At 56.1% G+C, this 14,005-nt stretch carries 16 protein-coding genes; 12 read left to right on the top strand and 4 right to left on the bottom strand.

Going from position 1 to position 14,005, the window contains the following annotated elements; all coding sequences use genetic code 11:
* The first annotated feature begins 169 nt into the window (after positions 1–169).
* The gene (locus PGX04_RS14620; RefSeq protein WP_006667230.1) at positions 170–487 is read left to right on the top strand and encodes a CGCGG family putative rSAM-modified RiPP protein; all 318 of its coding nucleotides are present in this window, start codon (positions 170–172) and stop codon (positions 485–487) included.
* 13 nt (positions 488–500) lie between these two features.
* Here PGX04_RS14620 and PGX04_RS14625 read toward each other — a convergent pair whose 3' ends face one another.
* The 3 genes from PGX04_RS14625 to PGX04_RS14635 all read right to left on the bottom strand — a co-directional run bounded on the left by PGX04_RS14625 (position 501) and on the right by PGX04_RS14635 (position 1,860).
* The gene (locus PGX04_RS14625) at positions 501–716 is read right to left on the bottom strand and encodes a heavy-metal-associated domain-containing protein (protein ID WP_006667231.1); all 216 of its coding nucleotides are present in this window, start codon (positions 714–716) and stop codon (positions 501–503) included.
* Between the two features lie 155 nt (positions 717–871).
* The gene (locus PGX04_RS14630) at positions 872–1,123 is read right to left on the bottom strand and encodes a hypothetical protein (protein ID WP_273739184.1); all 252 of its coding nucleotides are present in this window, start codon (positions 1,121–1,123) and stop codon (positions 872–874) included.
* 407 nt (positions 1,124–1,530) lie between these two features.
* The gene (locus tag PGX04_RS14635) at positions 1,531–1,860 is read right to left on the bottom strand and encodes an antibiotic biosynthesis monooxygenase family protein (protein WP_273739185.1); all 330 of its coding nucleotides are present in this window, start codon (positions 1,858–1,860) and stop codon (positions 1,531–1,533) included.
* 107 nt (positions 1,861–1,967) lie between these two features.
* Here PGX04_RS14635 and PGX04_RS14640 point away from each other — a divergent pair, with 107 nt between their 5' ends.
* The 9 genes from PGX04_RS14640 (at position 1,968) to PGX04_RS14680 (ending at position 10,689) form a co-directional block, all read left to right on the top strand.
* Positions 1,968–2,282, top strand: a complete 315-nt coding sequence (locus PGX04_RS14640; RefSeq protein WP_273739186.1) for a CGCGG family putative rSAM-modified RiPP protein — start codon at positions 1,968–1,970, stop codon at positions 2,280–2,282.
* A gap of 37 nt (positions 2,283–2,319) precedes the next feature.
* On the top strand, positions 2,320–3,330 hold the full coding sequence (locus PGX04_RS14645; RefSeq protein WP_273739187.1) for a hypothetical protein: 1,011 nt from the start codon (positions 2,320–2,322) through the stop codon (positions 3,328–3,330).
* A gap of 115 nt (positions 3,331–3,445) precedes the next feature.
* Entirely contained in the window at positions 3,446–4,567 is a 1,122-nt protein-coding gene (locus PGX04_RS14650) for a DUF2249 domain-containing protein (RefSeq protein ID WP_273739188.1), read from the top strand.
* A gap of 178 nt (positions 4,568–4,745) precedes the next feature.
* Positions 4,746–5,036: a DUF5789 family protein gene (locus tag PGX04_RS14655; RefSeq protein WP_273739189.1), complete on the top strand. Its 291-nt coding sequence runs from the start codon at positions 4,746–4,748 to the stop codon at positions 5,034–5,036.
* Between the two features lie 87 nt (positions 5,037–5,123).
* On the top strand, positions 5,124–7,043 hold the full coding sequence (locus PGX04_RS14660; protein WP_304450043.1) for a 2-oxoacid:acceptor oxidoreductase subunit alpha: 1,920 nt from the start codon (positions 5,124–5,126) through the stop codon (positions 7,041–7,043).
* A gap of 5 nt (positions 7,044–7,048) precedes the next feature.
* Positions 7,049–7,984 carry a thiamine pyrophosphate-dependent enzyme gene (locus PGX04_RS14665; RefSeq protein ID WP_273739190.1) on the top strand — a complete coding sequence of 312 codons (936 nt, stop codon included), beginning with the start codon at positions 7,049–7,051 and terminating at the stop codon, positions 7,982–7,984.
* 97 nt (positions 7,985–8,081) lie between these two features.
* Positions 8,082–9,872, top strand: a complete 1,791-nt coding sequence (locus PGX04_RS14670; protein ID WP_273739191.1) for a ribosome biogenesis/translation initiation ATPase RLI — start codon at positions 8,082–8,084, stop codon at positions 9,870–9,872.
* Positions 9,873–10,041: 169 nt separating this feature from the next.
* Complete coding sequence (locus PGX04_RS14675; protein WP_273739192.1) at positions 10,042–10,278, top strand: DUF2249 domain-containing protein; 237 nt, start codon at positions 10,042–10,044, stop codon at positions 10,276–10,278.
* 165 nt (positions 10,279–10,443) lie between these two features.
* On the top strand, positions 10,444–10,689 hold the full coding sequence (locus tag PGX04_RS14680) for a ferredoxin (protein WP_006667243.1): 246 nt from the start codon (positions 10,444–10,446) through the stop codon (positions 10,687–10,689).
* Positions 10,690–11,053: 364 nt separating this feature from the next.
* On the opposite strand, the gene PGX04_RS14685 is transcribed toward PGX04_RS14680, so the two are convergent.
* Positions 11,054–11,953: an enolase-like domain-containing protein gene (locus PGX04_RS14685; RefSeq protein ID WP_273739194.1), complete on the bottom strand. Its 900-nt coding sequence runs from the start codon at positions 11,951–11,953 to the stop codon at positions 11,054–11,056.
* Between the two features lie 63 nt (positions 11,954–12,016).
* Between PGX04_RS14685 and PGX04_RS14690 the strand changes: the two genes are divergently transcribed.
* Complete coding sequence (locus PGX04_RS14690) at positions 12,017–12,778, top strand: tyrosine-type recombinase/integrase (RefSeq protein ID WP_273739195.1); 762 nt, start codon at positions 12,017–12,019, stop codon at positions 12,776–12,778.
* A 499-nt stretch (positions 12,779–13,277) separates the two neighbouring features.
* The gene (locus tag PGX04_RS14695; RefSeq protein ID WP_273739197.1) at positions 13,278–13,544 is read left to right on the top strand and encodes a DUF7967 family protein; all 267 of its coding nucleotides are present in this window, start codon (positions 13,278–13,280) and stop codon (positions 13,542–13,544) included.
* Positions 13,545–14,005: the final 461 nt, after the last annotated feature.

Genomic DNA, 14,005 nt, shown 5'->3' on the forward strand with positions numbered 1-14,005 from the left:
CGGAACACAGTGATTGAGACATCTCGAGTAATGAAATCCGTGAGCCCAGCGTATATGTTCGAACCAACCGTCACGAGGTTTCGGTGCTATCGACGACTATGTGGATGTCTCGAGCGATTCCAGCCGAGTTGACCGCGCTTCCATCCCATCCAGGGGTGAGGTCATACTGATGTCGGTAGACCCAGAAGACGGGCGCGAACCGGTTACCATCCGCGAACACGATCGACCGTGGGCTGCCGATCTCGAGTCTGATCGACACGCGAATGATAGCCGTCTTGTCGTCGCGGAGGCCATCGATGCTATCGAAGAGACTCGCCCCGGCATCCCTGTTGACCTCGTGACCCACGAGTGTCACGGCGATCCCATGGACTACCTCCTCGATCCCTTGCGATCAAAAGTTCCCGACGTCGCCGTAACCGGACATCGCCGGTGTACTTGTGGCGGCTACGTCATTACCGTCATGCGTCGGATTTCGGGATCCGAATAGCGGAAGGGCGAAATCACTCGGGTGCGTATCCCCACGTCTCGACGATTTCGTGTAACTCTTCGTCGTTAGTAGTCTCGGGATCGTACTCGATCGCCAAGGCCCGATTATCCGTCTCAATGGTCACTCCATCGACCCCAGGGGTTCCTTCCAAGACGGTGATGATCGTGTTCTCACAGTTGTCGCACTCGAAGACAGTATCGGTGACCGATACGGTGGCAATTGAGTCCATATCGTTTTAATAGTCACCGTCGAATGGTGGTAACGATTCACACGAATTTGTTCCGAGTAGCAGTGACCGTCGTAGAGATCCACTTAGTTTATCGGAGAGCATTCAGCGCCCACTGCGGGTCTATGGCCTGTCGCACAGTCAGATAGATCGGGCGGTTACTGGGTTCCGGCAGGCAGCTGATCTACTGTCTCGACCTCCCCAATGCGCTCGATCGCCTCGATTGGGATTTCAGTAACAGCCGTGATGATGAGACCGTCCTCACCTCCATGTGAGCATTTCTCGACGTCGATTAGTAACTCTTCGTAGTACTTCCGAATTGTGGCAACAACGTACTCGTCCCGACCCGGTCTCGTTCGGATCAGATACGAATACTGCTCTACGTCTTCTGTATCTCCCATTTCACTCAAGTTATCGATGGTCAATCGTCCCCAAATTACTGCTGCTCTGGATCTTGTCTGAGGCAATAACGAGTCTATCCCGTAGCTCCGACCGATCGAACTCTGTCATTGGGTCCGGGGGCCCCTGACCGTCAGGAAGAGACTTTGAATCGCCTTCCCGACAAAAAATCCCACGATGGCGCCGAGTAGTACTGAATCGATTCCTTGGACGGCGATGACGGTGAGTGCACCGAGGATTGCGAACCCGACTCCGAACGTCCACCCCCGTCTCATCACGTCCATAGGTCGGATGATGTCGTCGAATCGATCCGACGCGGTATTGTAGCGATCATTGGGTGGGAACGCGTCCACACTGGCGAACCCTGCCGACTAACGACCGTTTGGGTACGCGCTCTACGGTGGGTAACACGGAACTGTCACCCCTCACTGACGTGTACTGGTGATTCTGTCGTCGATCGATCGACGGCGACCTCGTGAACCTCGACGGTATTCCCGGTCTTGAAGGCACGTTCCGCGGACGCTTCCTGGTGTGCTGATTCGAAGGCGGTACTTTCTCGCCACGCTTCGTAGTCTTCTCTCGTCTCCCAGAACGTCATGGTGATGTGGCCCTCCGCGTCGACGGGTGCGAGGACTGTCATCCCGCGGAACCCCGGCCTGTCCTCAATCCCGTAACTCGTTCGAAGGCGCTCTTCGAATGTTTCTACCCGTTCATCCGGAATGGTAACCCGGTTAGAAACGACGATCATTCCTGGGAGACCGTTAGTCTCGCCGTCTCCTAAATTCTCGCTCGGATATGTTCGTGCCGAGTACGTTCGTTCGTGAGTTTATAGTCATAGCCGTAGTAGCTTCGAGAATGGCCGACACCGTCAGCGATCACGAGAATCACGGGACCGAACCGGTCACCGATCACGTCCACAGGAGCGCGTGGGCAGCAGACCTTGAACGACCCGAACACGCGGCTGACCGAGAGCTACTGGTCGAGGAGGCGATCACAGCGGTCGAGAATACCGTCGGGGGGTCTCTCGTCCAACTCGTCACTCACGAGGCACACGGGCATCCATCAGCGTATCTCTACGAACCACTCGAGGAAACGTTCGGTGACGCGGTCCACTGGGAGTACGTCTGTCAATGCAACTGTGGCGGTCATATCGTCCGTGTCGAGGTATGAGTGTGCGAACGGTCAACCGTGACCTGACGTTCGAAAGATGACGACTACCGTTAGTGACCTTCGGCTCGCTGCCGAGCGATTGCGGAAGGCACTTGCAGAGTATGAGTCGTTCCTCAGTGGCTGGCAGGACGCAAACGAGCCACTCGCGAACGACGACCACGCTACACCGGCAGAACCGGACGTGACGATGCAGGAAGTAACTCAGGAGTCAGGCGTCGCGATCACAAACGATGTCCTTGAACGCTATCACGCAGCCAGCGACGCGGTGACGAGGTACATTCAGCGAGCCCGAGATCAAACAGATTCTGACTGGTCCGAAGTCGTCGCCGCAACCGAACCGGTACGGAAGGCGACACTGGCGGTTCATACAGCCGGGTATGGCTCCCACCCTGAGACGGGTGAACGCGACTACCTACTGCCAGCCGAGCTGTGTCTCGCCCGCCGGCTGTCGATGAACGCCGGGTCGTCGCCAGTCACCTTCGCAGACAGGATTGCCCAGTATGGAGCCGTCGCCAACCGGTTCGGTATCGACGCCGATGTCGTGTACCACCCTGGATCGGGTCACGACGTGAGCCCATCGGTCGCGTTTCCCGAAGCCGAGGTTACGTATGTCGACGTCGACGTGGCGGCGATGGACGACCTGGCGGCAGCGGGGTACGCGGCCCGCTTGGCCGATGCTACGGCATATTCTGTGGATGGCGGCGCCGACGTGATCATCCTTCGAAATGCAGGACTCGTCGAGGAGGCAATCGTAGAGCGGAACTTGCGAGCGGGCGGTTGGGTGCTCGCCAATGACCACCTCGAATCCGCTCACCACGTGGCAGGGATGGATCGAATTGAACTCGTGGGGGTCGTTCCGGACGATTGGCCAGGCGTCACACCACGGATCGAGACTACGGATTTAGACTCACCGTACAACGAAAGAGAGGGTAAGGTGGCCGCACAGGCCGGTCCCACCGATCGGACAGGGTCGCCGCTCGATCTCCACGTGTTTCACGAGAGGACCCATCGAGGACACGCCAGATCAAACAATAAAGAGCCACCGTGACGAGCCGTCGGGCTGCTGACCTGAGCCGGAGAACGAACTGTATGGTGGCCGCTGCGAAGTGTCAGTGGAAGTGTTCGCCCCAGTGCCTATCCACCCTGGCCCTAAAGTCGATAGTATGGGTACGGAGATTGACCTGACCGGTGCGTCTCGTGACGCTATTCGAGATCGCCTTTACGAGCAGTTCGACGATGGCGAAGCGGGGGATACGTTTCATCTGATCGCAGATCAGGTGCCCGGCTTCACGTTGCTGCGGTATCAAATCGAACGTAACGTCCAGCTCTCGTGGGACGTGATAAGGGAAGCAGACGAGGTTCGGGTGGCAATCGTGGTGGAGGGTGACCTCGCCGCCGACGCGTTCCCGGACTTCGACGTCCGCGTCATGCCGCCACAGCGACGCCACGAGGTGTTGCTCGAAGGCTTCGACGAACTCGTCCCCGAGGAAGGGTTCGTGCTCGTCAACGACCACGACCCGAAGCCACTGTACCACGAGCTCCAATCGACGCGCGGTGACACCTTCGAGTGGGAATATCTGGACGAAGGGGGACGTGAGTGGCGCGTCGCCATCGAGAAGACCGAGGAGTCGACTGCGCCGGACGACGACATCATCACCCGGTACGACGTTCGTCAGATCCCCAAATCCGAGCGACATCCGTCGATACACCATCGGTACGGAATGATCCCGGAAGGCGAAGCGATGGAGATCGTTGCTCCCCACGAACCCCGGCCGCTGAAACAGGAGTTCCAGCAGCGATATGGCGACGCCTTCGAGTGGCGAATCGTTGAGCAGGAACCGGGGCGCGTCGCCGTCCGGATCACGAAGCGCGCGGACGTCGACGATGAAGACGCCGAGGCGAGCTCCTGTGCCGGCGAGGATGCCCATCACGTACACCACGCCAGCGAGGGGCTCGATGGAGACCAGGAAGCATCGTCCGGAGCTGACGAGGACCTCCCCGTCGAAGTCAGTCAGGAACTCGACGTCAGGGAGTATCCGCCAGCCCGTCGCCACGAGCTGATCTTCCAAGCGTACGACGACCTCGAACGAGGCGAAGCGTTCGTCCTCGTCAACGACCACGATCCAAAGCCGCTCTACCACCAGTTCACCTCTGAGGAAGGGCCAGAATTCCACTGGCAGTACCGTCAGAAGGAACCCGGGGAGTTCCGGGTGCTCGTCGGCAAGGTCGAACCCAAAGATCAGGAGGCGTCGTCGGATCCCGCAGAAGAGGGAACCCCATTCTGAACGGCGTTACCGGTAGCTGGGAACAGGCGGAATTGGTCGCTTGTCCGGACTCAAATCGACGGGGTACCTACCCGATCGTCGAGAACGTAGGTAGTGCGGGTTCAGATCGTGATAATATCTTACACGATCCTTGTCAACAGTGCCCAATCCTTATCGGAGTGGCGGACGAGGATTGCATATGGGACCGATTGAAATTCAGCGTCTGTGTGAGCGAGAGGTCGATTTTCCCATTACGCACGATGCTCTCATCGACGAACTCGGTGAGGCGGAACTGAGGCCTCCTACTGGAGAACCCACAACGGTTGGGACCGTGCTGAAGACCACCAACGAACGAAGCTACGAGTCAGTTGACGACGTGTATCAGACCATCCTCGGGAATCTAGACGAGTCGTTCGTCGGACGCAAGTTCTACGATGACCGGGGCGGGGTCTGGGATTTCGACCACCGAGACCGGACCTATTCGTTCTGATGTCTCGCATAAGCGAGACGAGTATATTCCCGTGATACTACTTACAACCCCGCCATGTATCCCGAATACGATGAGACACCAGACACCATGACAGAAAACGAACTCATTTGGCGACTCGCAGGAGGGTCCGGCGACGGCATCGACTCGACGAGTCAGAACTTCGCGAAAGTACTGATGCGGTCGGGCCTCCACGTATTCACCCATCGTCACTATCCATCACGGATACGTGGTGGCCACACGTACGCTGAGATTCGATCGAAGGCGACGCCAGTACGATCCAGAGGAGACGGATACAACTTTCTCCTGGCGCTGGGCGACTCGTTTGCACGGAGCCCGGACGAGGAGGCCTACTACGGAAACGAGGAAGTCAAGCCCCTCGTAGAAAACCTCGATGACCTCCGTGATGGGGGCATCATCGTCTACGACGAAGGGCTGATCGACATCGACGACGTCGATAGCGTGCTTGAGACGTCACTCGAAGCTCTCGCTGCAGAACACGATTGGCACGTCTATCCGCTCGACCTTCGGGACATCGCGACAGAACACGGTCGTGAGGTGATGCGCAACACGGCGGGCGTCGGTGCAACGGCGGCGCTCATATCGCTGGATCTCGATCCCATCGAAGCGTTGATGTCAGATTCGATGGGCGGCGATGCACTCGAGGCGAATCTGACGATCCTTCAAGCAGCGTACGATCAAGTGCGGGATGAACACGAAATCGACCACGACGTCGTCCTTCCGGAGGGAACGCACGAGGAGGTTCCGGTCCTCCTCTCCGGATCGCACGGCGTCGCGTACGGTGCGCTCGATGCCGGCTGCCGATTCATCTCTGGCTATCCCATGACGCCGTGGACGGAAGTGTTCACGATTCTGTCCCAGCATCTCCCCGAGTACGGTGGTGTTTCCGAACAGGTCGAAGACGAGATTGCCGCTGCCGGGATGGCGATCGGTGCGTCCCACGCAGGTGTAAAGGCGATGTCCGGCTCCTCAGGGGGTGGGTTCGCACTCATGTCCGAGTTACTCGGAACGGCCGAAATGACTGAGACACCGGTCGTCTTCGTCGAGGCCATGCGGGGCGGCCCATCGACCGGAATGCCGACCAAGCCAGAACAGGGCGACCTCGACCACGTTCTGTACTCCAGCCAGGGCGATTCCAACCGAATCGTCTTCGCACCGGGAACAATCGAGGAGTGTTACGAACAGACGCGTCGAGCGTTTGAACTGGCCTACGAGTACCAGCTCCCTGCGATCGTCGTCATCGACCAGAAGCTCTCGGGGGAGTATCGGACAGTCCCGGACAGCGTCTTCACGGAATCAGCTCCCGACCCGGATCCAGGCACAGTTCTCACGGAGGAAGAAATCGAAGACGCCGCACACCACGCGTCCGGATCGTATCTCCGCTTCCAGTACGACGCTGACGATGGCGTCGTACCGCGAACACTTCCCGGCCAGAAAGGTGGCCGATTCCTGACGACCGGAAACGAGCACAACCCTGCGGGCCACATCAGCGAAGATCCCGAAAATCGCCGTCGACAGGTCGACCGACGGAGGGCAAAGCAGGAGGCAATTCGCGAGACACTCGACGAAACGGGGACTCACCAGACCCGATACGGGACAGAAGATGCCCGCTACGGAATCCTGGTGTGGGGAAGTCAACAGAGTACTGTCTTCGAAGCGGTCGATCGACTCAACGAGACTGATTACTCCGTTTCGGCACTAGGGGTAAGCGAAATGATGCCGTTCCCGGAATCTGACGTCGCTGACTTCCTCGAGAGTGTCGAGGAAGCTGTCGTGGTCGAAATGAACTCCGGCGGGCAATTCCGGGGCTTAGTACAGCGCGAACTGGGAGCGTACGGTGATCGGCTGTATAGTCTGCTCAAGTACGACGGCAATCCCTTCGAACCTGCTGAGGTGGTCGACGGTGTCCGTGCCGTCATTACCGACGATCCGAGTGTGGCGCCACCGACGACGCGTCTCGAACCAACGAAAGCAACCAACTCGAGGTAACCACAATGAGTGCATTCAACGCAATCGGTGCAGATCAAGAGGTAGATACAGACGCGTTCACCCCCGGCGTCGAACCGCGGGCGACGTGGTGTCCCGGCTGTGGGGACTTTGCCGTCCTGAAGACGCTAAAGCAAGCGATGGTGGAACGGGGCAAGAACCCCGACGAGGTATTGCTCGTCACAGGTATCGGATGCTCGGGCAAGCTCTCGTCGTATTTCGAGAGTTACGGATTCCACTCGATTCACGGTCGATCACTCCCGGTCGCGCGGGCGGCGACGCTCGCGAACCCCGACCTAGAGGTCGTCGCCGCGGGTGGCGATGGCGACGGCTACGGGATCGGTGGCAATCACTTCACGCACACAGCCCGCGAGAACCACGATATGACCTATATCGTGTTCAACAACGAGATTTTCGGGTTGACCAAAGGACAGACATCGCCGACAAGTCCGAAGGGACACAAATCCAAGACGCAACCATCCGGTTCGGCGAAGAACCCGATCCGGCCACTGGAGTGGGGCCTCAATGCGGGTGCGACGTATATTGCACGGACTGCAGCGGTTAATCCCCGGCAGGCGACGGAAATCCTCGTCGAAGCGATGGATCACGACGGCTTCGCCCACGTCGATTTCCTCACTCAGTGTCCGACGTGGAACAAGGACGCCAAGCAGTACGTGCCCTACATCGACGTTCAGGACTCCGAAGATTTCGAGTTCGACGTCCACGACCGTGACGACGCGGCGCAAATGATGCGAGAAGCCGATACGCGTCTCCACGAGGGAGAAATTCTAACCGGCCGGTTCTTCGTGGAAGAAGGGCGACCGTCCTACAGCGAAGAGAAGCGTCAAACAGGCCAGATGCCCGACGACCCGATCGTCGAACAGTACTTTGACGAAAACGCCGAGTGGAAGCCGTCGTCTGACCTGCTTGATCGGCATCGGTGATCGAGCACCCCAAATTCACCACGTACCACTCGGTTTACCGGGATATTCCCCCGCAACAGTCACCAATGAATACTCGGACTGATGGTTTAAGTAATCCATGACAGAGCCTCAAAGCGGACGGAAGCAAGAATACGTCGCAATCATCGATCAGGATGAGGTCACCGACGAAGTACGAAATATCGCGGTCAAATATGATCCGCTGAATCGGTCCGGACACGAGGGGTTCCACGTCACTGAGCATGGTGAACTCCACATCGACGACGCTAACGTCCTGGCCGAGCACAAACTCATCGAAAAGAAGATCCCCAACGACGCGATCCAAATTATTCCACTTCCGGCGGAAACCGGACAACTCGTCCACCAGTATGGTGAGAACGGATTCCGGTTGTACAATCTCCCCATCCCGGACGATGGTTCTGTAATCGGCCTTCTCGGCCGCAATGGCATCGGGAAAAGTACTGCGTTGGACATTTTGTCTGGTAGCCAAGTACCAAATTTTGGCGGGGGCGGTGAAGGGCCAGACTGGAACCGGGCGATTGAATCGTTTCGGGGGACGACCCTGCAGACTCATCTCGAACAACTCCGAGACGAGTCGGTCGTCACCGCTTACAAGGACCAACGGGTCGACTCCCTCCACGAGATCGAGGCTGATACGGTACGCGAACTGCTCGTTTCCCGTTCTGACGATCCGGATCGATTCGTCAATGCACTTGGTCTCCGTTCGATCCTCGATCGGTCGCTGTCTGATCTGTCCGGGGGTGAACGACAGCGGGTTGCTATCGGGGTTACTCTCTCGAGGACGGCGGATCTCTATCTGTTCGACGAACCCTCGTCGTTTTTGGACATCAAACAGCGGTTGTCAGTGGCACGGACGATCCGCAGTCACGTACAGGAAACCGATTCCGCGGCTGTTGTCGTAGAACACGACCTTGCGACGCTCGACCTACTCTCTGATGCGATCCACGTCTTGTACGGTGAACCAGGGGGATTCGGCGTCGTTGCCCAGCGGTCGGCAGTACGGACGGGCATCAACCAGTTTTTGGAGGGAAAATTATCGGAAGAAAACGTCCAAATTCGGCGTCACTCAATCGACTTCCCGTCGGCTGGCTCTCGCGACAGCGGAAACAACGAACCGGCCCTTGTATATCCGCAGCTTGAGAAATCGTTCGCGGACTTTTCGCTCGTCGTCGAACCAGGTCAGATTCACGCCGGGGAATCGGTGGGTATCGTCGGAGAGAACGCGCTGGGTAAAACGACGTTCGTGAAAATGCTCGCTGGGAGTGTAACTCCCGATAGTGGCCGGGTTCCGGAAGATGTCCTCGTATCGTACAAACCTCAGTATATCACGCCGGATAGCGACGTTGCAGTCCGTGAACGCTTTGCATCAGTCACCGATATTCACGCCCAATCATTCAAAACACGAATTCAGAATCCATTCGACCTCGAATCGTTGTATACTCGCTCACTTGACTCGCTTTCGGGCGGGGAGTTACAGCGTGTCGGGATTGCACTATGTCTCGCTCGTGATGCAGATCTCTATCTCTTGGACGAACCCTCAGCGTTCCTCGATGTGGACCGTCGAGTGGTACTCGCTGATCGGATTCACCAATTCAGCAAACGAACGAATCGACCCGTGCTCGTCGTGGATCACGACCTCTTCGTCATCGATCGAGTTGCCGATCGGTTGATCGTTTTCGAGGGTGATCCGAGCCAGAGTGGCTATGCAGAATCTCCGCAATCAATGCGGGACGGCATGAACGCGTTTCTATCTGCCCTCGAAATCACGTTTCGCCGGGACGGACGAACCGGCAGGCCTCGAGTGAATAAGCCGGGCAGTCAACTCGACCGACAACAAAAATCGAGCGGCGAATACTTTTATCAGGACTGATTATCCACTCGAATGGGAGCGGCCGTCAGAATTGGAGGTGCCCTGCTGGCACTCTTCTCATATACGCAATCCCGCGAACACATTTGTATGGATCTCTGATTGGTGATATTCGGACAACGCGAGCATCATCGGCAGAATGATTATCCCACTACAACACGAATCAGAGAATATGGGGGCCGACACCGATGACGACAGAATCCACGAATTTGATTGCCGTGAAACTACTGGAAATCCCTTCGATGAGATACTGACAGCGCTTGACGTTCTTCCCGATGATGAAATGCTTGTACTAATCGCCGACCACGAACCGGAACCACTCTATCCCGTCCTTGAAGAACATGGATACACTCATGAAACATCTCAAGCAACAGACGACGAGTGGCGAGTGACGGTTACTGAAAGGTGAAGAGCGATGAGTTGTGAATGACACTTCTATCACGGCTTGGTGATCCCGCGAGATGAATACCCGAGGTAACGACCCTCGGTGTACGAGATATTCACCTAACGGAGCGCCCTTTGAACTTACTAATGAAATCCACTGGTTACAATTTGACACGAGGCGTGAATAATCATGTATGTTGAATTTGATCGAGACACGTGCACCGGGATATTCAACTGCGTCCATGAATGGGAGAAATTCATCGAAGATCGTGATGCTGGCAAAGCCACACTTGTTGGAAGTGACGAGAGGGAACCAGGATTATACATTCGAGATGTTCCAGACGGAGCAGAATTTGATGCCGAGATGGCTGGTCGCGTGTGCCCCGTTGATGCAATTACCGTCTATGATGAGGAGGGCAACCAACTAGTACCCTGATGAGACAATCAAATCCGCAGTATTTCGACTCCTGTGCCTTGTTGAATCCGGTATAGCAGTCTCTGTTTAATGGATCGTTCGAGGTTGTAGACCGCGGCAGTGAGCACTAGTTCACGAATATTCGCGGTACCAAGCGCGTAGCGTGACAGCGGACCCGTATCGACGTTTGATGGTCGAGAAGGCACTCCGTCCATTCAGCGCAGCCCGTAGAGCTCGCTGTCCAACCGTACGTTGTGTGCGTGATCGTCGTGATCGAACAAACGATGAGGAATCAGCGTCCGAACGCGATTAGCGCGGAGTGCGGCCTGTAGCGACTAAGAATGCTTCTGTTCCAATATAGTTCCCTTGGAACGGAGTGTTGTGGTTATCTGATATCCCACCCGATTCCGGCCGGTTTGGCCGGTGGCTCCAGCGGACTCGAGGGATAGGATTTGTCGTCTCGGTAGGTGTGATACGCAGGTGGTGCAAGGTCGTTTGGACTGTTTGGATAGAACAGCGAGGCGAGCGCCTGTGAGTGCGCTCGGCCAGCGTCGAGTTCGAACATTCCACCTCCATAGAGTTCGACATCGTGTTGCAAGCCATATTCGAGAATACGACAGAGTGATTCGAGCGTCCCAGACCGACACGGCTTGATGTTGAGAGCAGCTGGTACCCAAGGTAGTTCCTGGGTGCTTTCGACACCCGTTATCGGGGCGTCCCAGGAGATTCGGTCAGCATATTCGTCGAGCACAGGTCGTGTCGTATCCGTGACGGCCGGGTCTTCGATGAGTGCATCCGGGAACGTCTCGAACAACTGCCGGTAGAGGTCCGGATCAGTGGGAGCCCCGACATCCGAACCGTACTGTGCTTTCAAATCCAGAATTCGAACCGCACCAGTATCCGAGAGGGCCGAGAGTAACTCGTCGCTCGGCGTGTCGGGGACATCGGTCTTGAATTCGATATCCGAATCCGCGTCGAGGAACCGGTTTACGGGGCGGATGTGTGGTGGATCCCCGAGCTGTAGACTGACGACGAATGCCATCGGTTCGTACGTACGGTCAAGTACCGATGCCAGCGTTTGCCCCGACTGTTTGAGTGCCAGATCGAGAACTGCACTCTCGATCGCCCAACGCAAATACTCGGGAGCGTCTCTGGACGCAGTCTGTGTCAAGAGATTCGAATCGGCATCGAGAGCGTCCGAAAACGTTCCGACCGTCCAGTCACCGGTCGGGAGCGCTAGTCCGTCCTCGCGAAGTCGATTGTGCGCCTCCCTGGAGCGGGTCACGTCTTCTCCGAATCCAGTTACGCCTTCGCCGCGAACACGAATGATTGTTCGTTCGAACGTCCGGTGTTCCGTCTCGATACGCTTTTCCTCGAACGAAACCGCTTCAACCGTGACCGGTACCGATTTGATATCTCTATAGAAGTCGGGGAGGCCACTGTGTATCGCGTCCTCCCAATCCCCTCCGGGTTTGTGGTCCAACGGTATGGAACGGCTCAGCACGTACTTATTGAGTTACTCTACAACTCAGGGATGCGGATCGGTGAGATTCGTTCACTCGATATTCACGACCTGATTTCCGAAACGAACGAGTTACTCATCCGGCACCGGCCGGAGGAAGGAACGCGGCTCAAAAACGGGGAAGATGATGACGGAACACCAGGCGATGGCGAGAGAAATATTTCACTGAAGGCTGCAGTTGTTGAGGCTTTGGAACAGTACATCGGAACTCTCCGGACGGAGGTAACGGACGAATTTAGTCGGGAACCACTGTTCACCACGGTTTATGGCCGTGCTTCTCGATCGACTCTTCGAAGATGGGTATACGAAGCCACGAGTTGTCGATGGGCGGACGAAGATGAAACAGAGGTCACGTGCGATGGAACCTGTGACCCCGATTCTGCTGTCTGCCCATATTCGTACTACCCCCATGCGATTCGTCGGGGTGCGATCGTCAATCACCTTAGTGGGGATTTGCCATACGGAAAGGCGAGTGAGCGGTTCGACGTTTCAATCCCGATCCTTAAACGGCACTACGATCCGCGTCTGAAGGAAACGCGGAAACAGGACCGGGAGGACGCGGTCAGAAATGCATGGTCCGAATTTTAAACATGGGTGTGGACGATTTCACTTAACAGTGGTGAATCCATGAATAGTCAACACACGACAGAACGACAGCAGCCCTTGCGACGTAGTTTGCAGCGAAGTTATGCGTCTTCACATACGCACTTATCGATGCAGGCGCTCAATTTTCGGGCATCCATCTGGATTAAATAGGTTATCATTGAACAGTTACCACACTTGGTTTGTATCGGTAAGTGCAGGTGAAGGCGTTATCGCTGCGGTCGGGCTGTAAGCGCAGCACCCGCGAGCGACCATTGGGAGCAAGCGGCCTTTTTCATCGAGGTTTTTGTGCTGAGCGATTCTGCGCTTTGTGCGGAATCCAGAGGCGGAAAAAGTTCGGTCCACTGCTTCTATCAGCGGCTGATGATTTTAACAGGGATATCAAATCTGAGGACGTATCTGTCTCGGAACCGTGGTAACCGACATAGTGGGTTCCTTGTAAATAGGGCTAAATGGTAAATTCACGCACCTCATTTGATCTTCCATGTCACCGGAGTCAGACGAGGTTCGCGTATGGCTTGTCGAACGTGGATACAACAACCGTGATCTAATCATTCTCAAGTATGCGACTCCTGATGGGAATCAGGTCTTCCGGAGAGAGGTCGCGTCACAAGCCTTGGAGACGGTGACTGCCGCAAAGGAGGTCTCCCCTGACAACCTCGGAACCGTCAATGAGACGGACATCCAAGAGCGGTACGCTGCCGAAGCCGAACGGATGGCAGAGAAACACGACCCCAATGAGCCGGTTTAGTCTCTGACAAGAGAGGAAGTTACGTTTATACGCTGTTGAATAACGTAATACCTTATCTGTTCTCGTCGGTATCCAAATAATTCCGCCTCCTTATTGGTCGTATCCGTTCCGCCATCCGAGCATGGCTGCAGTTAGTGGACTAGATTCTGGTCCATGAGACAGAACTTAGAGAAGCTATTTAGGAACACCAGTGTCATCTACAGCCCCAACATTCCCGGGCCGGTGTCCGAGAAGGTATTCTTCACCAAATTGTGTGAGCCGATATTTTCCTCGTTCCACCCTCTCTACGAGCCTGTGGTTCTCTAACTTGATCAGACGACGATTCACCTCTTTTTTGCTGTAACCAGTGTTAAACGCGATAATTGATGGAGACAAAACCAAATCAGTATTATAGACATCCGTTCTAGTTTAGCGACTGGCTGAAACGGAGATCACGCCGAAATTGCGTCGAGTCTGACCGC

The organism is Natrinema soli (assembly GCF_028618695.1).